This window comes from Ensifer meliloti (assembly GCF_030064585.1).
Lineage (GTDB): Bacteria > Pseudomonadota > Alphaproteobacteria > Rhizobiales > Rhizobiaceae > Sinorhizobium > Sinorhizobium meliloti.
The window spans coordinates 218,582-240,853 of the sequence record NZ_CP120366.1; the positions used below are offsets into that span (position 1 = coordinate 218,582).

Genomic DNA, 22,272 nt, shown 5'->3' on the forward strand with positions numbered 1-22,272 from the left:
ACGGCGGGTGGCGATCAGCTGGCGACATTCGATCGCAAGCTGTCAGCAGCGGCGGTCACAAGGGGCAATTCTGCCTTGCACCTGATCACCGCAAATAAGTCGTGAGTCCCCGTCGATATATTATGCGGTCTTTTCAACACAGGACGAGAACAGTCCCGCTCTTCGCCCAAGGTGCCGCCGAAAACTCCCACCGTCCGCCCCGGTCCGCCGGGGTAACCTGCGTCCCAGAGCTCTGACAGCGCGCGGCATCAAATTTAGACCTTCTCGCCGGTCTAGACCGACCCTTGCCCACCTGGAGCAGCTATCGCTGCGGCGCCGCATCCCGCATGTCCTTCCCAGGATGCGTTCCAGATTATACGGCCGATATTCGCAGACGACTACAGGATGCTTCCGAATAGGGACGCATAGACAATCACTGCAATCGCCAGAGTAAACGCAAGTGCTACGAACAGCCGCGAGAAATCATAGGTATAAAAGCGGGCGGGAATGAAGCTTTTCATTGCGGTCTCCTGATTTCCGTCTGATTGAGATGTCCAAAGCGCGGCGGCAACCGTGCTTCAGGATAGTGATCGACTGCAACTCGTGCTGACCTTGCCCAGGACGTCCGCTGGAACTTGGATATCCGCCATAATGACTGCTACGAGTTCGTCGCGCTTCGCACGGTTGTCGTAGCCCTTGAGCGCCGCGAGGTCGGTGCTGCTGGCAGTAGCCATTCGCCCTGCCGCAGTTGAGCAGATTCCCGAAAGTGCATCCACTCTGGCCGTCTCTGCCGCCAGGGTGCTGGCGTTGGTCGTGGTAATCCATCCGGCATTGAAACCGATGATCGGCGCAGCGATAAGCCCAACGACTAAACCAATCGCATAGGGCTTTGTCCGTTCTAGAATTTGATCGAGTGTCATGATTTCATTCCCTCTAATCAGGTTGACTATCGGGATCGTTGCGGGCCCTCGCTCAGACCAGGAGCCAATGGCAATCCAGATTTTTACAGTGCGCTCAAAAACCAATAAAGTAAACAAAGACTGCCGATCATCGACGAAATATATTTGTTAATTGATGACCGAATGTTTATTGAACAAAATTCAACGTCGCGGCGCCTCAACATGAATCTTTCTCAGAACGCGAAGATTTGTCTCGATATAAAATAAGCGTTTTCTAAATCCTGGTGCACTCATCCTCAACTTTTACAGATCGATTGGGGTTCCTTGGGTGACTTTTGGTATTGATGAATATGGCGTGAACGCTTGAGAAACTAGAGCACAACAAGTAGAAGCCCGACGAACGTGGATCCGGTCCAGTACGGCACGATATCTCGCTTGGCGGCTCTTCGTTAGTTTCAGCAATTTCTGTACGCCACCCGCGTTCTGCCCCTTTCGAAATTGGCTGGCGGCGAGCCATGCGATCTCAAAGCGGCCGCAAGGAATGGTGCCGGCCGGCTTACTCCTCAAACTACGAGCCAAGCCACGGCGAATAGTGCAATGATAGCCGAGAATTATCGTGCCAGCGAGGTTGAGCGAGTGGATACGGGGCTGCCTCTGTCTTTTTCACTCAACCTGATTGAGAACGGTCTGTCCGCCCCCAGGCCCACTGTCGGCCCTATAGTCATGGCGGCCGGGCCTTTGCAAAGTACGAATAACTAAAGTGATTGGACCAGAGAGGTCTAGGGGGCTATACCCGGTGACCCATCAGAAGTTTATCTATTGAAGACGCTCAAGGATGTGATTGTTTTTTAGAGAGGAGCCCGCTCGACGGGCTCCTCTTGCCGGTCAACACCAAAGTACCCCTTTAAGTATGATTAGAGAGGTGCCTCAGGGCATCGACATCTCCATACCGTTTCCGATTGCCAAATCGTGGACGTTCAGCTGGCCGAACCGGGCGCAATGGCACGGCTGCCGCCCACGAGAGGCGGTTGTTTCATAATGAGTTTCCTTGGAAGTGTTGAACAGCCGCCAAGGTGGCGATGATCAGCTCAACATTGGGGTGCGTGGCGGGCGCTCAATGCCATAGGCCGGTCCTTCCCTCAGGCTAGCGGTCGCCGGGGGAAACTTCGGGTCGACGGGCAGCGGAGTTGCAACGCGTCCGCCGCCATCAGCTCGGTCTTTTCGTGGGTATGGTCGGCATGGTGGTCGGGAGCCGTGCTCGTGTTGCCGAGGAAATCGAGATCATCGTGCGAGTGGTCGCCGTGCTCATGGGAATGACTGTCCACCGCGACCATCTTGGTCTGAGCCGAATGCTGTAGCGGCGAGTGCGTGGCAGGTGCGCAGTACGCGTAGAAGAGCATAGCGATGCCCGCCGCGAAGGTGGTGAAAAGAGTCGGCAGTCTTTGGCGCCTTCAGAGCATCATGGGTGCACTGATAACCGTGTTCATAAAGTCGAACAAAAATCGCTCTATTGATTAATCCCTACCAGGGGGATAGGAGGGCCAGTATGACCGAGCACAAACACGAAAGCCATCCCGAGATCGTCAAGCGGCTGAAGCGGGCCGAAGGGCATCTGAAAAGCGTCATTGCGATGATCGCGTCGGGGAGGCCGTGCCTTGACATCGCCCAGCAGCTCCATGCTGTTGAAAAGGCGATCGCTCAAGCGAAACGGACACTCATCCAGGACCACCTCGACCATTGCCTCGAAGAAACAATCGGCGCTCTCCCCCGCGACCGACGCCAATCGATAGATGAGTTCAAATCGATCACCAAATATCTCTGAGGCGCTCCCGACATGCTGCAGGTCCTTGCCAACCGCACCTATCGCCGCCTGTTTCTGGCACAGGTGATCGCACTTGTTGGCACAGGTCTCGCTACCGTTGCGCTCGGGCTCCTGGCCTTTGACCTCGCGGGGGCGGACGCCGGGGCGGTGCTGGGCACGGCTCTCGCAATCAAGATGATCGCCTATGTCGGCGTTGCACCTGTGGCCGCCGCGTTCGCCGAGCAACTTCCCCGTCGTTCGATGCTCGTTTGCCTCGATCTCGTACGGGCAGCCGTCGCAGTATTCCTGCCCTTCGTGACCGAGGTTTGGCAGGTTTACGTGCTAATTTTCGTGCTGCAATCGGCATCCGCCGCCTTCACGCCGACTTTCCAGGCTACCATTCCAGAGGTCCTGCCGGACGAAAAGGAATACACGCGCGCCTTGTCGCTTTCGCGGCTTGCCTATGATCTCGAAAGCGTCGCAAGTCCGATGCTGGCGGCCGCGCTTCTGACCGTGGTCAGCTTCCACAGCCTGTTCGCCGGAACAGTAGTCGGCTTCCTCGCATCGGCGGCCTTGGTTGTCTCGGTCGTGCTGCCGAGCCCCAAGGCGTCGGAACGCCGCGGCATCTATGATCGGACGACACGTGGCCTGCGCATCTATCTCGCCACGCCACGCCTGCGCGGCCTGCTAGCCCTCAATCTCGCGGTCTCGGCGGCAGGGTCGATGGTCATCGTCAACACCGTCGTGCTGGTGCAGGCAGAATTCGGCCTCGCTCAACGTGACACGGCCGTGGCGCTTGCGGCGTTCGGCGTCGGCTCAATGATTGCCGCCCTGCTGCTGCCGCGACTGCTCGACAACATGCCAGACCGCACTGCCATGCTGGCGGGGGCCGCCGTTCTCGTTGCAGGGCTGTTCATCGGCGTGTTCGTACCGAGATTCGCTCTGCTGCTGCCGCTGTGGCTGGCAATCGGCGTCGGCTATTCGCTTACACAGACGCCATCCGGCCGCCTGCTGCGCCGTTCGGCGCATCCAGAAGACAGACCCGCGCTCTTCGCCGCGCAGTTCGCTCTGTCGCATGCCTGCTGGTTGATCACCTATCCACTGGCCGGATGGCTTGGAGCCAAGGTCGGTCTGTCGGCGACTTTTGCCTTGCTTGGGGTGATTGCCGCCACCGCCATCTTGATCGCCACGCGAATTTGGCCGGTGCACGATCCCGAGGAAATCGAGCATGTCCACGACGCCCTTCCCGTGGACCACCCGCATCTCGTCGGTGCAACGCGGGTCGGCAACCGACACAGACACATCCATCTTTTCGTGATCGACAGCCATCATCCGGATTGGCCGACCGAGCAATGAGCGAACTCGCCGTCGATGCCGGGCTGTTCCTGATCGCACTGGCCGCCGCCACGATCCTGCTGATGCAGTCCGAAGCTGGCGGTCCTGCTCGCTGCCGGCTACACGCCTTGGCTGCCCCTCGCCATCGCGAGCCTCGGCAACGTCCTCGCTCGGTCGTGAATTGGCTGATCGACCGCGGTAGGGAGCGATTCCGGCAAAAACGCTGGTTTCCGGTGAGCGATGCTGGACTTAGAGCGGCGCGCAGCACTGGTATCCATCGTTATGGAAAATGGTCGCTACTCCTCAGCTGGATGGCGATCATCGGCGATCCATTGACTGTGGCGGCAGCGTCATGAAAGAGCCACTAACGCATTTTGTCTTGTCGGTGGCGGTCGCCAAGGTGACACGCTACCTGGCCGTGGCGGCCGTTACTCTGAACTGGGCGTAAAAGTTTGCTACAGGCGATCGTAGACATCCAGCGGGACATCTATCTCGCCTTCGCCGAGCATATCAAAACCATCGCGAATGGCGGTGGCTGGACGGACTTCCTGGCCTTCCTGCCGATGGGGATCATCTTCGGCGCTGTGCATGCGATGACGCCCGGCCACAGCAAGGCTGTGCTTGCCACCTACCTGACCGGTGCGTCGGCCGGCATGCGGCGCGGGCTGGTGGTCTCCTTGGCACTGTCCGCCACGCATGTGACGATGGCCGTGGTCATAGCCCTGTTCTCGCTGCCGCTCGTGTCGCTTATGCTTGGAAGCGCCGGGTCGGCGCCGCTGCTCGAGGACGTGAGCCGGGGTCTGCTCGGCCTCATCGGAGCCTGGATGTTGTGGAGCGTCTGCTTCCGGCCGCCTCATGTCCACGGCGAAGGAGAAGGTGTTGCCGTCGGCTTCATGGCCGGTCTGATCCCCTGTCCCTTGACGCTGTTCGTCATGACCTTCGCAATATCACGCGGCGTACCCGGGGCCGGGATCATGTTCGCGCTCGTCATGATGACGGGTGTGGCAATCACCCTCTCGAGCGTTGCACTGGTGACCGTCTTCTTCCGGACGCGAATGGAGAAACTGCTGGCGACCCGGCACGCCCTCCTGGTCAAAATATCAAAGTTTGTCGAAGCCTTCACAGGTCTGATCTTAGTAGTCATCGCAATGCGTGAGATTTTCATCCGTTGAAAAAGGGTTAGCAGCAGCGGCTCGCGTCAGCATTCCTCCAGCGGCCTCAACCGCCGGAAACTGCATCAGCCACAGCAGATCGTAGACGATCTTCAACGCACCGCCGATGGCAACGGCCATGCTCGAAACGAGGCGGCGAAGAGAGCGCCCGCCAGGACTGGCCGCAGCGTGCTGTTCGTGAAGGACTTCTATGACGCTCTAGACAGCGAAAGTGAGATGGATATCAGCAGTCTGGTACATGGTGTGCCTGTCGTTTCGGATCTGGCCGACGCAATGCAGGTAATCGAATCCATTCGTAAATCGCCGGTTCACATGGTGCTGGCGCCACGAACCAGGGCCGCTGTCGAGATCGGAGAACTCGGCAAACGGAAGTGGTGCAGTCCTGGCCAGTATGCATGCGACTTCTTGCGAGGGTTAACCCGGCTGGCTCGATCCGTTGAAGGAGGTAAGAGGGGCTACACGTCGGCAGCAAGGCCTCCGAATCCTCAAGGACCAACCGGGGGGCCTGACAACTTAGCTATGCAGCTTGGGTTTTGTCAGTACGATCTGATTGTTCAGGTCTGACCAGTCTCTTGTCTATCCGCCTGCCATCGAGGTCAACGACTTCGAAACGCCAGCCGTTCTTATCGAAGCTTTCGCCAACGGATACATTATCCGATCTTCGAAGCTGCTCAACAGCAGCAATAGCCATTCGCCGGTGATGAACCATCTCGCTCAAGAAAATGCCCGGTGTCTGGACACCGGGCTAGTTGGCGGGAAGAAGCTCACTCCCGCAGGGGAAATTGGTAGGCACGTCGCCATTACTGACTGCACCAGAAATGAATTTTCAGCTCGTCTATAGAAGGCAAGTCGCCCACAGCATGCCAACGAAGACTTATCTCTACACTGATGCGGCCAATGCAGACTGCTGAACAAGGGCAGAACGCTTGCCCCCATAAAGCTCGGGCGCAAACACGCAGGCAGCGTTATGGTCAGGTGAGAGCCGATGTGAAGGCGGTGCCTTCCCGGCGCATTCGTCCACCGCAAGCGGACAGCGGGTCCTGAACCTGCAGCCGGACGGCGGATTGATTGGACTTGGTATTTCTCCCATCAACAAAGGTCCGCTGCGGAGCTTCTCGACGCGTGGGTCGACCTCAGGAACGGACGCCAGCAGCATCTGCGTGTAAGGATGGCTAGGACGGTCGTAAAGTTGCTGAGACGGCCCGTGCTCGACAATCTTACCGAGATACATGACGTAGACGCGTGAAGCCGCTTGCCGCACCAACGCAAGGTCATGGGCGATAAACAGGCAGGCGACACCGAGATCTTTCTGCAAGCGCAGGAAGAGGTTCATCACCTGCGCTCGGATGGATAGATCGAGGGCGCTTACCGGCTCGTCGCAGATCAGCACCCGAGGGTTCACCGCAAGCGATCTCGCAATGGCAACACGCTGCCGCTGGCCGCCGGAAAGCTCACGGGTGTGCCGATCCTTGACAGCATTCGCCAGCCCCACCTGATCCAGCAGCTCTTTCGTCCGCCGACTCCTCTCGTCCAGCGAATATGTTCCATCGATGAGCAGTGCCTCGTCGATAGTCTCGCCGACGGTTTGGCGATCGTTCAGGGAGGAGTATGGATCCTGAAACACGTATTGCAGGGCTCGGCGACTGCGGCGCAGTGCGGCACCCGAGAGAGAGCTGAGGTCTACCCCGTCGAGCAACACCCGTCCGCTGGTCGCCTTCTCGAGCCCAACGATGGTTCGCCCGAGCGTCGACTTTCCGCAACCCGATTCGCCGACCAAACCGACGATCTCGCCCGGATAGAGCTCGATGGAGACATCGTCAACGGCATGGACATATTTACCCCGCTGGACGCTCTTGAAGCGCGTCTGCAAGTTTTCGACTTTTAGAACAGGCGCGTGTGTCATGCGGCGGCCTTTCCTTGGCTGACGATTGGGCAGGCCACGAAAACGCTGCTATCGGCGGTTTGCGTCATTGGTGGCCGGCTGCGCGTGCATTTAGCGACCGCGAATTCGCAGCGCGGAGCGAAAGCGCAGCCATTGATTGGCGCCCCGAGCGTTGGTGGTACACCGGGCAGACCTCGAAACTCGGAACCGACTGGGTCTTCCCGCCGAGGAATCGCATTGATTAGTCCCTTGGTGTAGGGGTGGCGCGGATTGACCAATACCTTGTCGACAGGGCCACGTTCTGCACCACGTGCTGCGTACATGACCAGGACATTGTCCGCTGCCCCTGCAACCACGCCCATGTCGTGGGTGATCAGCACCATGGCCATGTTGAGACGATGCTGGAGACCCTTCAGCAAACGCAGGATCTGTGCCTGAACCGTGACGTCGAGGGCAGTCGTCGGTTCGTCAGCGATGAGGAGCTTCGGCTCTCCCGCAAGCGCAATGGCGATAACGATGCGCTGCCTTAAGCCACCCGAAAGCTCATGGGGGAACTGGCTCAGCCGTGCGGCAGGATCGGATATACCGACGAGCTTGACGAGGTCTAGCGCCCTTTCCTCCGCCGCCCGAGGACTCATGTTCAAGTGCAGCTCCGCCATTTCCGCGATCTGTCGTCCGATGCGCCGCACGGGATTGAGTGCACTCATCGGATCCTGGAAGATGAAGCCGATGGACTTTCCGCGGTATTTGCGAATTTCGCGTTCTGATAGACCAATCAACTCCTGCCCTTGGAAGCGCACGGACCCGGACAGTTGCGTCGCCACACCCGATGGCATCAGGCCAAGCGGAGCGAAGTTCATCACTGTCTTGCCGCTGCCACTTTCACCCACGATCGCGAGACACTCGCCTTGGCGGACTGAGTAGCTGACCCCGTCGACCGGGCGCACTGCCGATTTGGCGGTCAGGAGATCGACCGTCAGATTGCTGACGGACAACAATGGTTCATTTTGCATCAATGCTCTCCTTTGCCCATCCGGCTACCTCAATTCGCCGCGCAGCGAGCATGCGCCGCGTGAGTGGCTTTGGGATGCGATTGAGCGCGATCGATTCTCCCAGCGTATTGAAGCCTATGACCGCCGCGGTGAGCGCCAGCCCCGGCAGGATAACCTGCCGCGGATCGGATTCGAGATAGGGCAACGCGTCGACCAGCATTTGGCCCCACTCTGGCGTGGGCGGTTGGATCCCCAGCCCCAGGAAGCTCAGCGTTGCGACTGCAAGCGCTGCCACGCCCGCGTCTGCGGTTGCATAGACCATGACGGCGCCGATCGTGCCGGGAAGGAGATGATTGAAATAAATGCGCCAGGGGCTGGCGCCCAGTACGCGTAGCGCCTCGATATGAGGCTTGCTCATGATACTGACGGCGACGGCACGGCTGATACGACCGCTCATCGGCCACCAGGCGAGTGCCAGCGCCATAACCATCGTCCAGTATCCCGGGCCGACAATGCCGATCACAGCCAGCGCGATGATCAGACTCGGTATCGACAGGCCCACGTCAACGACACGCATCAGGACGTCGTCGACCCAGCCTCTGTGGTAGCCGGCAATCGTGCCCATCGCGATGCCAATAGTCATGGCAATTGCGAGGACCGATCCGACGCTCACCAAGGACGTGTTCGCCGCGATAATCAGCCGGCTGAAGGTGTCGCGCCCCAGATGGTCCGTGCCGAGCCAGTGGCCTCCATTTGGTCCAACTCCGGCTTCCAGCAGGTTTTGAGCGCTGGGGTCCTGGGGAGCGAGCCATGGAGCAAACGTGCCGAGGGCGACGAACAGGCCGATGGTGACCAAGGCCGCTCTGGGCATCTTGTTCAGTCTGGCGGAGAAAGACTTCAGTATCTTCATGATCAGCTCCATTGGCGCCTGATGCGGGGATCGGTCAAAAGCACAGCGAGATCGACAATCAGGTTCACGAGGATGAAGAAGGTGAGAAAGATCAGCAGGCATGCCTGCACGACCATGAAGTCGCGGAAGCGCACGCCGGCGAGGAAGTAGTCGCCCAAGCCCTGCCAGGCGAAGAGCGGTTCGACGATGATCGCCGTGGCAGTCATCAGGCCCACCTGCGTGCCAAGCGCGTTGATGAAGATGGGCGTTATGTTCGGCAGCGCATCGCGGAACAGTATCGCGGTGCGGCGAAGACCCTTGCTCTTTGCCGTTAGCACAAAGGGGCTCGCCATCGCCTCTTCCAGCCCGACCCTCACGACCCGGCTTAAGACTGCAGCCGGCAGAACGCTTACCGTGAGCCATGGCAGGATCCAGCTTTGCGGGCCATTGAATCCGAACGATGGCAAGAGTTGAAAATGGACGGAGAAGCCATAGATCATCAACGCGCCAACGAAGAATGTCGGTGTCGATGCGCCGAGCAGTGCCAGACCGCGCGATACGCGGTCTGGCACTCTGTATGGCCAAAGGGCACCCAAGAATCCGAGCGCCAGGCTGAGCAGGGTCGCAATTACAGCCCCGCCCGCAATCAATATCCCGGTGACGGACATGCGCGCGGCAAGATCCGCACTTACGTCCTGGCCGGTTCTGTAGGAGATGCCGAAATTACCGCGGACCGCGTCGCCGAGCCAATCCACATAGCGCATCAGCAGCGGCTTGTTCAGTCCTATCTCTTCGGCAACCTGCTCGACATACCCCGGTGTTGCGACAGCTCCTCGAAGTTCGGCGATCAGAACGGCCACGTTTCCGGGAGCCGACACGACGAGGGTGAAACACACAAGCGACGCCAGGAAAAGCAAGACCAGGGAGTGCTTCAGCCGCTTGCTGATGAAGTGGAACACAACTCTCTCCTCCCTACTCTGCCAAAACGATGTTTTCGTAGGGCATGTCGTATTCTGTAACGGGGCTCGTGAACCCTTGAACCCGTTTGGAATGCGCCCAGATGCTCGGGACGTAGACCAGCGGCGCGATAGCGTCGTTGTCCCGCAGCCAGTCATAGACTTTCTGAATCGTCGGCTGAATCTGGTCTCCGGTCGCGGCCGTCGCAGCATTGATCAGTGGGTCCAGATTGACCGGATCGGTCACCAGCTTTCCCTCGACGTCGTTTTTGAAGGTCGATAGGCACAGTGCCACGAGCGAGCCGAACGGATCGTAAGGTGCGCCGTAGGTCAGGAAGAAGCCGAGGTCGTACTTTTGTTCGAGCATGTCAGTGTGCTTGGAGGCATGGTCGACCGAGCGGATCACCAGGTCGATGCCGATCTCCTTCATCTCGGACTGGATGACTTCGGCAATCACGCGCGATCCCGGCACGGCGTCGGGGCTGACGACCAATTCGAGCGTCAGCGGCTTACCGTCCTTGGATCGGATGGGACTACCCGTCCAACCAGCCTTTTCGAGCAGCGCCGAGGCGGCCGCAGCATCACGGACGGGTGCATCGAATTGCTTTCCGGCATAGGGCAATGCCGCCGAGAACATGTTGCCGGCGGGCTTCGCGTAGCCATGGTAGAGCACCTTGGAGATAGCCGCGCGGTCGATGCCGATGCTGACGGCTTTGCGCACCTGCGGATCCTTGAGAGGCTCGGCACGGTCCGGATTGAACGCCATCACCAGGGTGACGTTGCCGGGATCGACGACGACGTTGAAACCGGCCGCCTCGAGTTGCTTGCCCTCTTCCGGGGTCAGGGGCGCGATCCAGAAGCCGCCGACCAAGTCGATTTCGCCAGCGCGCAGCGCCGCGACCCGCGAGCGTGCATCTGGGATGACCTTAGCCTCGAGGCGTTCATAGGTCGGCTTGTCGCCCCAGTAACCATCGTAGTGCTCGAAGACGCTCTGGGTATCGTCCGCGCTGATCTGAACCCAGGGTCCCGTTCCAACCGGCTCTTTGAACTTGCCATCGGCGTCAACCGATTTGGGGCTCAGGAAGCGCGTCGGTCGCGTGTAGGAGAGTTCCTGCATTAGCGCGAGGACCGGCTCCTTGAAATGCACGGTGATATGATAGTCGTCGACTACTTCGAGCGACTGGAAGTGCTTGGAGCAGTTCATCCAGCTGAACTGGTCGATGCCCATCCAGCGCTCGAGATTCCACTTGCAGGCTGCAGCGTCGAACTTGGTCCCATCCTGAAACTTGACGCCCTCGCGCAACGTCAGGTGCAGCGTCTTGCCACCGTCTTCGATCTTCCAGTCGGTCGCCAGGCAAGGTTCGATCTGACCGCCCTTGCCGTACTTCACAAGCGGCTCGAACATCAGATCCTGGATCGCCCAGATCGCATAATGGCTTTGGGGATCGAGGTTGCCGGCAGGTTTTGCGATGGCGACACGCAGGGTTCCCGCGGCTCCTTGCGCGTAGACGATTTTCGACAAGGCGCCCTGGGCCATGGCCAAGCCGATAGCGCCGGCCGCCCCTTGTAGGAACGTACGTCTCTTCACTGACATGAGTTTTCTCCTCCGGTTTGGCGCTCCTCGCGCCGTCGATACATTCGGCCTCCACACCGGTTTTGTATAGACAACTGGACTTTGTCATGTATACAATCATTCGTCAACATCGTATTTTAGATTGTTGGCATTTCTGCTTACAATCCATCGACTCGCGGGACATCGGGAGGAGGATGGGCAGCGCTGAACGCGCGAACCCTCGGGACCTGATGCTCATTCGCTTTGAACAAAATCCATAAATTGTCTACAACGAGGGAGGGACTGAATGCTGATCAAACTGATAAATCCGAATACTACCTCAGCCATGACGGAGCTCATGGGTGACACCGCTCGGACGGTTGCTGCTGCTGGAACCGACATTGTCCTGGCAACGTCCCGCTCCGGCGCCGCCTCGATCGAAGGCCACTACGATGAGGCTTTAAGCATCTTGGGCGTGATCGATGAGATCGCTCGAGGCAAGCCAGCGGACGCCTACATCATCGGCTGCTTCGGCGATCCCGGCCTGCTCGCCGCACGCGAAATCACCGCCTCACCTGTCCTCGGCGTCGCCGAATCCGCCATGCATGCGGCGACATTCGTGGCGACCAGTTTTTCGATCATCACGACTCTTGAGCGTACTCGGATCATCTCCGAGCGCCTCGTCCGCAGCTATGGCATGCAGAACCACTGCCGGAGCGTGCGAGCCACAGATGTACCCGTACTCGAACTTGAAAAGCCTAATTCAACAGCGGATGCTGCGATATTGGCGGAATGTGAGAAGGCACTCATTGAGGATCGCGCACAAGCGATCGTACTCGGTTGCGTCGGCATGTCGAACCTCGTGGAGCGCTTACAGCACCGGCTGGGGGTGCCCGTCATCGACGGCGTTGCCGCCGCGGTGAGGTTCGCCGAGGGGATTGTGGGTATGGGCTTGCGCACGTCGAAGGTCGGGGACCTGGCCTATCCCTTACCGAAAGCCTACGCCGGTAAGCTGGCGGAATACGCCCCGGCCAGTCTCAAGCTGCGCAAGAATGATGAGCCCTCGGCGCTCGCAACGGCGATAGGTAGCTAATCATGGAATTCGATTTTGCCGAACTGCCAGAAAAAGACCGCTACCGCCTGCTTTGCGCCTTTGTCGGACCGCGAGCGATCGCACTTGTCACCACCATTGACGAACAGGGCTGCAAAAACGCAGCGCCTATGAGTTTCTTCAACGTGTTCTCGCACGATCCGCCACTGTTGATCCTTGGCATGCAAACCCGCCCCGACGGCAACTCGAAGGACACGGTCGCGAATATCCGTCGGTCGGGCGAATTCGTCGTTCACATGGTGGATATGGCGATTGCCAAGGAGATGATCATCACCGGCATCAACTTCCCCAGTGACGTCGATGAAATCCAGGTTTCCGGGCTTACGAGCGTGTCTTCCGTCAAGGTCGCACCGCCGCGTATCCAGGAATCACCCTGTGCCATGGAATGCCGCGTGTCGCAGATCCTCAATTACGGACGCCGCTCGATCGTCATTGGCGAAGTCTTACAGATGTATGTCCGCGATGAATGCCTCGACGCAAGTGGACGCTATGTCCTTCCCGAAGTCTACCAGCCAATTGCCCGCCTACATGCCAACAACTACATCGTAGCCGACAATCAGTTTGTGTTGACCAAGCCGGACGAGTTCGCTCACCACAACAACGCTGCCGGCTACGGCGGGCCGGTACACGAGGCGAAGGGTGGATCAACAATCCGTATCGCCTCGGCGGCTGATGGCCAGAAACTTGATGAAACGGTCGAACAGCCTTGACGCTACGGCGTACCGAAGCGCCCATTTGAAAGCGGCGCTTCGACTGCCAGACCGAGCACTCGCAACAAATATTGGTTGTACTTTTCTTGGAGTTGCCTACACCGGCTAGACAAAAAAGGACTAGGATAATAAATCGCGGGTTTAGCGTGTTCGAGACACCCCATGTTTAAAGGCGACCGATTTACGGAGAAGCAGACCAGTTGGTGGCCGATCTATGTCGCGCTGCGCGATGCGATCGTCAGTCATCGGCTGGCACCCGGGACGAAATTGCCTGAGGACGAATTGGCGTCGATCTATGATGTCAGCCGGACGGTTATTCGATCGGCGCTACAGGCGCTGACACACGATCGGCTCGCGCAACTCCAGCCAAATCGTGGCACCTTCATTTCGAGCCCGACGAAACAGGAGGCACGAGAGGTCTTTGAAGCACGGCTATTGATTGAACCCAAGATTGCGGCGATCGCCGCAGGGGTCGCAAAGAAGTCGGACATCACGAAGCTGCGCAAGCACATGCAGGCAGAGCACGAGGCCGTCGCCTCCGGCGGCACAAGCGACGCTATTGCAGCATCCGCGCAATTCCATATAGAAATCGCCGAGATTGCCAATCATACGGTGCTAACGAATTTCGTTCGCGAACTCGTCTCCAGCTCTTCCCTCGTGGTCGCGCTTTACTGGAAGAAGCGCGAAACGACCTGCGAAAGCCATGCTCATGCGGCTCTGGTCGAGGCGATTGCAGAGGGCAACGCCGTTCAATCCGCCGAGCTGATGAAAAGTCACCTGGAGGATGTCCTGTCGGGGCTCGACGGAGGCCTCGCAGCGACCAAGCAGGAGGGGCTCGCAGACATTCTCCGGTCGAGCTGAGCCAGCACTTGATTTCTCAAGGGGCTCGAAACTGAGCTCCTGGATCGCATAATGGCTTTGCGGATCGAGGTTGCCGGCGAGTTTTGCGGAACCAACCTGGCCGTACCCCCGGCTCGTGGGGCATAGACCATTTTCGAATTGGTGGAACGGTGGCGATGGCCCTCGCCTGAGCAGGATTTGCTCGTCGGAGTGCTTCTTGGGCATCCTTTCGCTTCTGGGCCGCGGAATTTCCGCTGGTTTCGAATGTGTGCACTTCAGTAGATATCGGGTCTTTGTCTTGACCTCTCTTCTTCTGATCATCTGCCATGCTTCTCTCCCTCAACATCAAGGGAAGGATAGGAGCCGAACGGCTGCAGGCAAGAGACGTCGCGCACGGTGAAGACCCCGGGGCGGCTACCGGTGCTGCCTGCCGTGGGGCACTGTGCGAGAGTTCGGCGAACGTGCTGGCCGGCCATATCGTCGATCTCTGTACTGTGCGACCCTTTTTGGAGGGTCGACAAATATCACAAGCAAGAACTGGGCAGCCATGAGCACATAAGCCGGAATACCTGTATCTGCGCTCACAAGAAACGAGATCCATATCGCGATTGCGATGTAGACGCCGATCGAGAAGGGACTTGTTGCCATGCGCCAAACGAACGTGGCTGATCGATCTCTCCATCGTTTGCTAGCTGACATAGTGGGAAGCTCCGAAAGATCTGTTGAAGTGGATGAATCGCCGCCGTGTGCTCGGGCAGTGAGTATGTGCTTCGGCCGTGGGCTCCCGCAATGGGTGTAGGACCTTTGCCTTTTCATCATCGGACTATGGTCCTACGAGCGTGTCACCTCGAGCGGCGAAACCGGGAACCTCGATCCAGCTGACCTGGGCGGCGAGGGCGTGATTGCCGGGGGTTGGGCGAGGCTATCGCTCCGACCACTGCTCGTGACACCTGTTGCGGCAGCACAATGATCAGCCGGAGCCTCGATCTGCACCAATCTGATCCAGAAATCGGCAAACACGCGATTTCCCCGCTGTAGAGATCGACGCAAACTCACAAGCGTTCGCGTCTTCGCCTCGACGAAGATGACGTTTCCTGTTCCTGTCCCTCTGGGCCCCCTGTTCGTTCCCGAGGATACATTATGCGATCATACTAGCACAGAACGCCAACATCCTCGCGACAAGCCCTGCACAGGACTCGTGAAGAACGGCTCTCTTCGACCATGCAGAGTCTCAAGGTCGGAGTCATGGTGGTCGCTTTGCGCACCACCTCAGTCGTCACAGCTAAAATCCTCCGACTTCTAGAAGCGGACATCGTCTATAACCCCAACTAGGCGCCCGCCGCCAAACGCTCTCGCCGGTCCGCTCCATCTTTGTTTAGCGGCTGTGCCGCGCGCTCGGCGCCCGTATGCCACAATCTATCTGATCGAACTGAAGCTCAACGCGGCCGCCGTAGCATCGGAACGAGCGTCGGCGACGAACCGAACTGGATCGCGCCGAGCGGTTCGAAGCCGTAGCGTCGGTAGAACGGAATGTTGCGCGGGTTCGAGGACTCCAAATAGGCTGGCGCGTGATCGCGATCGCACCGCTCGAGTGCGTACGCCATCAAGGCGTCGCCGTGACCTTTGCCTTGATGCGCCGGGTCGACGCCGATCAGGGGCAGGTACCAATGTGGTTCGGTCGGGTGGTACGCGGCCATCTGCTCGAATATGGCCGCGGTTTCGGGGGCAAGAGAGCGCGCAACCGTGCTCTCGAGCACCGCACCAAGCCCTTCCTCGTCGGAATGCACTCCGGGCGATAGCCACAGCGCCGTCCCGGCGTAGTCGTCAGTGCAAAAGGCGCTCCCGTTAGAGAGTGCTCTGCTCCCGAACGCCCGGATCATTCGCGGCATGGCCGCAAGGTACTGGTGTGCATGCGGCCAGGTCCATCGCGCCATAGGATCCGCTGCAAACGCCAGCATGACCGTTTCGACCGCCAGATCTTCCTCGGCCGCGGCCATAACTTTCACTGTTGGCGATTTCACACTGCCCTCCTGACGTAGGTGGTCCGACGAGGCGCTCGCGCCCGTTCTCAGCTACGCATCCTAACCCGGTCGGCCTGGGAGCGATACCAGTTGCTGCTGGCTCAGCGGTTCCGGATTCGCTTCGGTCCATTCCGGCCTTCGGAGCAGCCATTCAAAGATGTTGCCTCAGATGCAACTGGCATCGACCTGCTTGGGAGTGAACGTCTCTGGGTAGGGGTAACCATTACAGCTCAGAACAAATGGCAGTAGCCGACAAGGGATGTCTTCGAATGTCTGCTTTCAGGAGCCGAGAGAAGTCGTTGGAATGCCTGTGATACGGAACGGCCGCTTCTCATCGATGTCATCCCGTAAGCTGCCGACCGCGCTCGTCCCTTTCCTGTCCTCGCGGAGGTACAAATGAACTCTATTTGAGCCGCAGCGATCAATGCTCGCGCCGCGGGGTTCTCTTAGAGTTCCACACGACTCCTTCGCATCGGCTTCTCGAGAGTTGGGATTGAGACGCTACGCTCAGGACCGGCCTTGGTTCCTCGTAGAGTTAACGCTGTTTCCTTAGCCCTCTTCAGCTCCGGAATTGATCTTGCCTGCACGACTGCCTGCTCGATTAGGTATTCGCGCTTCATTCTTCCACGTTGGCTCAGGTAAACAAGTGGCGCCGCCGACAGTGTCCGCCGGCGGCGTTCTATCTCCTACATCACTCGCTTGATTTCGGAGTAACCACCGTCAGTCTTCAAGGTGACAGTCACCGGCTCGCTCGTGCGGTTGCGCCAGAACCAGCCGTGATTGCCGTCGAAGGCGGCTTCAAGAACTCCGCTGTCCTCGGCCGTGCCGCGGCCCTTTTCATAGCTGGTGCTATCGCCGCCGCCATCGCCATGCATGTCGAAGTTCACCTTGGAACCGTTCGCCGTCCAGGAGTATTTTGCCTTTGCTCCCTTTAGCATGGCGAGCTTGATTTCCGCGCCCTCGCCGGGCTGAAGCGTCAGCGACATTTCGTCCTGACGCACTTCCTGCGCATAGGCGGCGGAGACGCCGAGCTCACGGATGATGCGTTCCATCAGGCCGGAGCCCTGCTGCGGAGCCTGTTCCATTGCAGGCGACGCAGCGTTGTTTTGCTCGAGCTGCCGATCGCGTTCGGCTTCCTCGGCGAGTTGGGTCTTGATTTCGCCCATCTCGGCGAGGCCGAGCGCAGAGCCCGCGCCGGTCGGGTCGATGCCGTACTCGGACGGCAGCACCACCGTGACAAGGAGTGCGGCGGCTATGAACGCTGCAATGGCAGTCGACCTTGCAAGCTGAGCCGAAGACGGCAGATCATCAGTGGCAGGTGCTTGGGAGTTAAACATGTTCTGTCTCTTTCTTGTGCGAGGTTAGGCAACAAAGTAGCCGGTGAGCTGATAACCGATCAGCACGAAGCCGGCGGTCATCATCAGCACGTTGGCGGCGTAGGCATGCTTGAGAAAGCTCGGTGTCTTTCTCCAATAGCTCATCGCGATGAGGATCATCGCGAGCGCAACCAGCTGGCCGATCTCGACGCCAACATTGAAGGCGAGAAGGTTGGGGACGAGTCCGTCTTGCGCGATCTCGTACTCCAGAATCTTCGTCGCCAGGCCGAGGCCGTGGAAGAAGCCGAAGATCAATGTCGCGAGCTTGGTATCAGGCTGGTAGCCGAACCAGCGCTGGAAGGCCCCGAGATTGTCGAGCGCCTTGTAGACGACGGAGAGGCCGATGATCGCATCAATCATGTAGGAACTGACGTTCCAGCCGAAATAGACGCCAAGCAGCATCGTCGTCGAATGGCCGACGGCGAAGAGGCTCACATAGATTGCGATGTGCTTCAGCCGGTAGAGGAAGAAGATCACGCCGAAGAGAAACAGCAGGTGATCATATCCGGTCACCATGTGCTTCGCGCCGAGATAGACGAAGGGGATCAGATGGATGCCCGTGATTTCCTGGATGTAGCCCTTGTCGCCTTCCGCGACGGCATGGGCGGACGCCGTGCCCGCGAAAGCCAAAAGGGTCAGGACGGCAAGACCGATCTGGAGCGCGGGCGAACCGGGCGCAAACGCACGGCTGCCGCCTCTGAAAGGTGGTTGTTTCATGATGTGTTTCCGTGAAAGTGTTGAACAGCCGCCAAGGCGGCGATGATCAGCTCAACATTGGGATGCGCGGCGGGCGCTCGATGCCGTAGGGCGGTCCTTCCCTCAGGCTAGCGGTCGCCGGGGGAAACTTCGGGTCGACCGGCAGCGGTGTTGCAAACGCGTCCGCCGCCACCAGCTCTGCCTTTTCGTGGGTATGGTCGGCATGGTGGTGGTCGGGAGCCGTGCTCGTGTCGCCGAGGAAATCGAGATCATCGTGCGAGTGGTCGCCGTGCTCATGGGAATGACTGTCCACCGCGACCATCTTGGTCTGAGCCGAATGCTGTAGCGGCGAGTGCGTGGAAGGTGCGCAGAACGTGTAGAAGAGCATGGCGATGCCCGCCGCGAAGGCGGTGAAAAGGGTCAGCGATCGTTGGCGCGGACGAAGCATCATGGGCGCACTGATAACCCGGTTCGAAGAGTCGAGCAAGATTCCCCGCCTGCAGCCTAGTGGCTTGACAGCTCCGGACAAAGAGTGGAAAGACACTCCCATGGGGTTGCGATCACCCCACAAGGCGACAGCCGAAGTATCGCGTCCGCTCAGACGGGAGGACGCGCCATGTCATCGCTTCTTCAAATTTCCACCGAGAAACTGGCCCGCCTAGTCGGCACACCCAAGTGCCCCACACTTATCGATGTCCGGATCGACGAGGACTTTGACATTGATCCCCGTCTCGTCCCCGGCTCTGCTCGGCGCGACTACCGCAATGTGCAGGAATGGGCCGCGGGGCTCGATTCAGACTCCGCAGTCGTGATCTGCCATCGCGGCAAGAAGCTCAGCTACGGCGTTGCCGCCTGGCTTCGCAACTTTGGCATTGCCGCCGACGTGCTCGAGGGCGGCTTCGAAGCCTGGGCCGAGGGCGGCTATCCAGCCGTACCCGTTTCCGCGATCCCCGAGCGGGGTTTGAGCGGCCGCACCGTCTGGGTGACAAGGGCACGGCCGAAGATCGACCGTATCGCCTGCCCATGGCTGATCCGTCGTTTTGTCGATCCGCAGGCAGTCTTCCTGTACGTGTCGCCGTCCGAGGTCGAGACGGTTGCCGATGGCTTCGACGCGACCCCCTTTGACATCGAGGCGCCGATCCCAGGAGCCATAAGGGCGAATTTTGCACCTTCGATGTCATGGTCGAGGAATTCGCCCTTTCGACCGAACCGCTGCTGCGGCTCGCCACCATCGTCCGCGGCGCGGATACGTCCCGCCTCGATCTTGCGCCGCAAGCGTCCGGACTGCTCGCGGCGTCTCTCGGCCTGTCGCGCATGTATTCCGACGGCCTCGAGCAACTCGAGGTCGGCATGCTGCTCTATGACGCTTTTTACCGTTGGTGCCGGGATGCTACCGACGAAACCCATAACTGGCCGTCGCCGAAGAAGGATTCGTGAATGACCGAGATTTCAAACAGGGCCGCGCCGGATGCGGCGCGGCAGGAATATGGTCACAGCATTTCCTTCGGTGAGGCCGTCCGGGTCTGGGCAAGTATTGCGGCCCTGAGCTTCGGCGGACCGGCCGGGCAGATCGCGGTGATGCACCGCATCCTCGTCGAAGAAAAACGCTGGATCGGCGAGCACCTTTTCTGCATGCCTTGAACTACTGCAGGCTGCTGCCCGGACCCGAGGCGCAGCAGCTCGCCGTCTATGTCGGTTGGCTCCTACACCGCACCGCAGGTGGCCTCGTGGCCGGAATACTGTTCGTGCTGCCGGGCTTCCTCGCGATCCTCGGCCTAAGTTACATCTACGCCGCCTTCGGCAATGTCACCGTTGTCGACGGGCTGTTCTTCGGACTGAAGGCCGCAGTCCTCGCCGTCGTCGTCCATGCCGTTTTCCGGATAGGTAGTCGGGCGCTCAAGAACCGGCTGATGATCTACATCTCGGCAGCCGCCTGCGTCGCCATCTTCTTCTTCCGGGTTCCGTTCCCGCTGATCATCCTCGCGGCCGGTATCATCGGCTATATCTGGGGCCGTTCCGGTTCGCCGCTGTTTAGAGTTGGCGGCGGCCACAAGACGGGGAGCGGCCCGATCCTCAGGGACGAAGACCCGCTGCTCGGAGAGGAAACCCCGGCCCCATGCCCGGCCGAACCTCTCCTGGTCCTTGCGTGTGTCGGCGGTGTTCTTCGCGATCTGGCTCGGACCATTACTGCTGCTGACAGCCTTCCTCGGCGTGGACAATGTCTTCACACGAATCGGCCTGTTCTTCAGCCAAATGGCGGTCGTCACCTTTGGCGGTGCCTACGCCGTGCTCGCCTATGTCGCCCAAGAGGCGGTCCAACTTTACGGCTGGCTGAAACCCGGCGAGATGCTCGACGGCCTCGGCATGGCCGAGACTACGCCCGGGCCGCTGATCATGGTCGTGCAGTTCGTCGGCTTCATGGGAGCCTATCGCGATCCGGGATCGCTGAACCCGATGAGGCGGCGACGCTTGCGGCGATCCTGACGACCTGGGTGACCTTCGTGCCCTGCTTCCTCTGGATTTTCCTCGGAGCGCCCTTCATCGAGCGGCTGCGCAACAATGTGGCGCTGACGGGCGCGATGTCGGCAATCACCGCCGCCGTCGTCGGGGTGATCTCAACCTAGCCGTCTGGTTCGGCCTGCACACGCTATTTTCTAAGGTTGTTACATGGAGGCTCGGATGGTTCGCACTCGACGTCCCCCCGATCCATTCTCACTGGTGTTGCCATCGCTCGTGCTGACAGCGGCAGCCGCGGTCGCAATCTTCCGGCATCAGGCTTCGATTATCGGTACGCTGCTCGCCTGTGCCGTTTGGGGGGTCGGGGCAAATGCCTTGATTTAGGCCGATCCCGTTCCAGCGATCCGAATTCTTGCTATGCTTCCGGCACGCGCATGCGGAGGGGAATTGGATGAATGACGCAGGCGGCAGTTTTCGTGACAGTCCCGGCGCGGTGGTGCGGCCACCGATCGCCTGGGCAGTTGCGGCCCTGTCTGGGCTCGTTCTGGATGCTCTCTATCCGCTGCCCTTCCTGTCGGCGGCCATGCCGGCCGGCTGGTTGGGCGCTATTGTGTTCCTCGCCGGCCTGGGACTGCTCGTCTGGGCGGCGGCAACCCTTCGCCGAGCGGGCACGCGAATCCAGACCGTCCAGCCGACAACGACGATCGTCAACGAGGGTCCTTACCGCTACAGCCGTAACCCGATCTATGTCGGCATGTTTCTCGGCTTGATCGGCCTTTCACTCGGCTTCGACAGCCTCTGGCTCCTTATCACACTGGTACCGTTCTACTTCGTCATTCGCAACGGCGTGGTCGCCCGCGAGGAAGTCTATCTCGAGCGCAAGTTCGACGACGCTTATCGTGCCTACAAGACCCGCGTCCGACGCTGTAGGGCAGAGAGCGTGCCTCCCTGCCGGCTTCGCTGGCACTCGGAGCCGCCGGATAACTGCTTCCGGCAGCAAGGGGCGTCCACCGTTCGCGTCGGACTTCTTGTTCCGCCCATTTTGCACAGTCGATGATCCACCGATGCGACCGTGGCTTTCGGAGTCGACTGCGCATCCCTCGCCTTGAAGAGATTCGAACTGCCGACCTGCTAATGGAAACATCATAAAGTCATCGCTGGCTGATATTCACTCAATGATCTAGCGGACAAGCTCGATCTCGCTCGGCCGCCACTCCTTGGTGAAGAACGGTTACAGCGGACTGTAGAGCCGCAGAAGGGTGTTCTAGCCCTTACCAGGAACGGTTTGAATCCAGTTGTTTTCACTGACGCCGTCGGGTCTCGTCGGGGCAAAATAAACGGTGGTTGAGCCATCGGCGTCAGCCACAGCGGCGGGAGACGGATAGGTCTGGCTGCCTGCTCGTGGATAGCGCTGCGGCGTGTCGAGCATTGAGCGTGTTCTGGTTGTATGAGATCTGTGACCGGCAAGCGGCTGACCAGTCCACGGGTAGGTCTGAAGTGCAGTTGGTGAGCGGCTCGAGTGTGGCGGATTGCAAGCGCGCCGGACGCCAACGCGCGAGTGAGCAACCAAGATCATCTGGAACCGGTTGAATGGGACCAGGCCC

General features: G+C 59.5%; 19 protein-coding genes and 5 pseudogenes. 12 read left to right on the forward strand and 12 right to left on the reverse strand.

Going from position 1 to position 22,272, the window contains the following annotated elements; genetic code table 11:
• Positions 1-9: 9 nt before the first annotated feature.
• A pseudogene (locus PZL22_RS25450) lies at positions 10-105 on the forward strand (TA system VapC family ribonuclease toxin); the annotation flags it as partial.
• Positions 106-377: 272 nt separating this feature from the next.
• Here PZL22_RS25450 and PZL22_RS25455 read toward each other — a convergent pair.
• Both PZL22_RS25455 and PZL22_RS25460 read right to left on the reverse strand, forming a co-directional pair.
• On the reverse strand, positions 378-500 hold the full coding sequence (locus PZL22_RS25455) for a hypothetical protein (RefSeq protein ID WP_003528336.1): 123 nt from the start codon (positions 498-500) through the stop codon (positions 378-380).
• A gap of 57 nt (positions 501-557) precedes the next feature.
• Complete coding sequence (locus PZL22_RS25460; RefSeq protein WP_013845580.1) at positions 558-899, reverse strand: hypothetical protein; 342 nt, start codon at positions 897-899, stop codon at positions 558-560.
• A 1,166-nt stretch (positions 900-2,065) separates the two neighbouring features.
• Between PZL22_RS25460 and PZL22_RS25465 the strand changes: the two genes are divergently transcribed.
• From PZL22_RS25465 to PZL22_RS25485, 5 genes and pseudogenes are all read left to right on the forward strand, one after another.
• Positions 2,066-2,236 carry a hypothetical protein gene (locus tag PZL22_RS25465; RefSeq protein WP_164825407.1) on the forward strand — a complete coding sequence of 57 codons (171 nt, stop codon included), beginning with the start codon at positions 2,066-2,068 and terminating at the stop codon, positions 2,234-2,236.
• A gap of 188 nt (positions 2,237-2,424) precedes the next feature.
• The gene (locus tag PZL22_RS25470) at positions 2,425-2,700 is read left to right on the forward strand and encodes a metal-sensing transcriptional repressor (RefSeq protein ID WP_010967860.1); all 276 of its coding nucleotides are present in this window, start codon (positions 2,425-2,427) and stop codon (positions 2,698-2,700) included.
• 12 nt (positions 2,701-2,712) lie between these two features.
• Entirely contained in the window at positions 2,713-4,035 is a 1,323-nt protein-coding gene (locus PZL22_RS25475; RefSeq protein ID WP_088198300.1) for an MFS transporter, read from the forward strand.
• A pseudogene (locus PZL22_RS25480) lies at positions 4,032-4,462 on the forward strand (YqaA family protein). Before PZL22_RS25475 ends, PZL22_RS25480 begins: the two are co-directional and overlap by 4 nt.
• A gap of 4 nt (positions 4,463-4,466) precedes the next feature.
• Positions 4,467-5,186 carry a nickel/cobalt transporter gene (locus PZL22_RS25485; protein ID WP_088198302.1) on the forward strand — a complete coding sequence of 240 codons (720 nt, stop codon included), beginning with the start codon at positions 4,467-4,469 and terminating at the stop codon, positions 5,184-5,186.
• A gap of 880 nt (positions 5,187-6,066) precedes the next feature.
• Here the strand turns inward: PZL22_RS25485 and PZL22_RS25490 are convergent.
• The 5 genes from PZL22_RS25490 to PZL22_RS25510 are packed head-to-tail and all read right to left on the reverse strand — an operon-like array spanning position 6,067 to position 11,499.
• Positions 6,067-7,089, reverse strand: a complete 1,023-nt coding sequence (locus PZL22_RS25490; RefSeq protein WP_010967865.1) for an ABC transporter ATP-binding protein — start codon at positions 7,087-7,089, stop codon at positions 6,067-6,069.
• Positions 7,086-8,081, reverse strand: a complete 996-nt coding sequence (locus PZL22_RS25495) for an ABC transporter ATP-binding protein (RefSeq protein WP_127527222.1) — start codon at positions 8,079-8,081, stop codon at positions 7,086-7,088. Before PZL22_RS25495 ends, PZL22_RS25490 begins: the two co-directional genes overlap by 4 nt.
• A complete protein-coding gene (locus PZL22_RS25500; RefSeq protein ID WP_127524752.1) occupies positions 8,071-8,982 on the reverse strand; it encodes an ABC transporter permease in 912 nt (303 codons plus the stop codon). The genes PZL22_RS25495 and PZL22_RS25500 overlap by 11 nt, the downstream gene beginning before the upstream one ends.
• Positions 8,973-9,908, reverse strand: coding sequence for an ABC transporter permease (locus PZL22_RS25505; protein ID WP_088198306.1), 936 nt, complete (start codon positions 9,906-9,908; stop codon positions 8,973-8,975). Before PZL22_RS25505 ends, PZL22_RS25500 begins: the two co-directional genes overlap by 10 nt.
• A gap of 13 nt (positions 9,909-9,921) precedes the next feature.
• Positions 9,922-11,499 (reverse strand): nickel ABC transporter substrate-binding protein, encoded by a 1,578-nt coding sequence (locus PZL22_RS25510; protein WP_127527221.1) that lies wholly within the window; start codon positions 11,497-11,499, stop codon positions 9,922-9,924.
• 265 nt (positions 11,500-11,764) lie between these two features.
• Here PZL22_RS25510 and PZL22_RS25515 point away from each other — a divergent pair, with 265 nt between their 5' ends.
• The 3 genes from PZL22_RS25515 (at position 11,765) to PZL22_RS25525 (ending at position 14,139) form a co-directional block, all read left to right on the forward strand.
• Positions 11,765-12,550: an aspartate/glutamate racemase family protein gene (locus PZL22_RS25515; RefSeq protein WP_127527220.1), complete on the forward strand. Its 786-nt coding sequence runs from the start codon at positions 11,765-11,767 to the stop codon at positions 12,548-12,550.
• A gap of 2 nt (positions 12,551-12,552) precedes the next feature.
• Positions 12,553-13,278 (forward strand): flavin reductase family protein, encoded by a 726-nt coding sequence (locus tag PZL22_RS25520; RefSeq protein WP_127621492.1) that lies wholly within the window; start codon positions 12,553-12,555, stop codon positions 13,276-13,278.
• A gap of 162 nt (positions 13,279-13,440) precedes the next feature.
• Positions 13,441-14,139 carry a GntR family transcriptional regulator gene (locus PZL22_RS25525; protein ID WP_088201057.1) on the forward strand — a complete coding sequence of 233 codons (699 nt, stop codon included), beginning with the start codon at positions 13,441-13,443 and terminating at the stop codon, positions 14,137-14,139.
• 1,415 nt (positions 14,140-15,554) lie between these two features.
• Here PZL22_RS25525 and PZL22_RS25530 read toward each other — a convergent pair.
• The 4 genes from PZL22_RS25530 to PZL22_RS25545 all read right to left on the reverse strand — a co-directional run bounded on the left by PZL22_RS25530 (position 15,555) and on the right by PZL22_RS25545 (position 18,698).
• Positions 15,555-16,139: a GNAT family N-acetyltransferase gene (locus tag PZL22_RS25530; RefSeq protein ID WP_284718772.1), complete on the reverse strand. Its 585-nt coding sequence runs from the start codon at positions 16,137-16,139 to the stop codon at positions 15,555-15,557.
• Positions 16,140-16,825: 686 nt separating this feature from the next.
• Positions 16,826-17,476 (reverse strand): transmembrane anchor protein, encoded by a 651-nt coding sequence (locus PZL22_RS25535; protein WP_088201055.1) that lies wholly within the window; start codon positions 17,474-17,476, stop codon positions 16,826-16,828.
• A 24-nt stretch (positions 17,477-17,500) separates the two neighbouring features.
• Positions 17,501-18,232: a HupE/UreJ family protein gene (locus tag PZL22_RS25540; protein ID WP_127527907.1), complete on the reverse strand. Its 732-nt coding sequence runs from the start codon at positions 18,230-18,232 to the stop codon at positions 17,501-17,503.
• Positions 18,233-18,278: 46 nt separating this feature from the next.
• On the reverse strand, positions 18,279-18,698 hold the full coding sequence (locus tag PZL22_RS25545; RefSeq protein WP_234825969.1) for a hypothetical protein: 420 nt from the start codon (positions 18,696-18,698) through the stop codon (positions 18,279-18,281).
• Between the two features lie 129 nt (positions 18,699-18,827).
• On the opposite strand from PZL22_RS25545, the pseudogene PZL22_RS25550 reads away from it, so the two are divergent.
• The 3 genes and pseudogenes from PZL22_RS25550 (at position 18,828) to PZL22_RS25560 (ending at position 21,725) form a co-directional block, all read left to right on the forward strand.
• Positions 18,828-19,648: pseudogene (locus tag PZL22_RS25550) on the forward strand (chromate resistance protein ChrB domain-containing protein).
• Positions 19,649-21,052, forward strand: a pseudogene (chrA, locus tag PZL22_RS25555) (chromate efflux transporter). It begins immediately after the preceding pseudogene.
• Positions 21,053-21,119: 67 nt separating this feature from the next.
• Positions 21,120-21,725 carry a methyltransferase family protein gene (locus PZL22_RS25560; protein ID WP_234837641.1) on the forward strand — a complete coding sequence of 202 codons (606 nt, stop codon included), beginning with the start codon at positions 21,120-21,122 and terminating at the stop codon, positions 21,723-21,725.
• 174 nt (positions 21,726-21,899) lie between these two features.
• On the opposite strand, the pseudogene PZL22_RS25565 reads toward PZL22_RS25560, so the two are convergent.
• A pseudogene (locus tag PZL22_RS25565) lies at positions 21,900-22,118 on the reverse strand (DUF1214 domain-containing protein); the annotation flags it as partial.
• Positions 22,119-22,272: the final 154 nt, after the last annotated feature.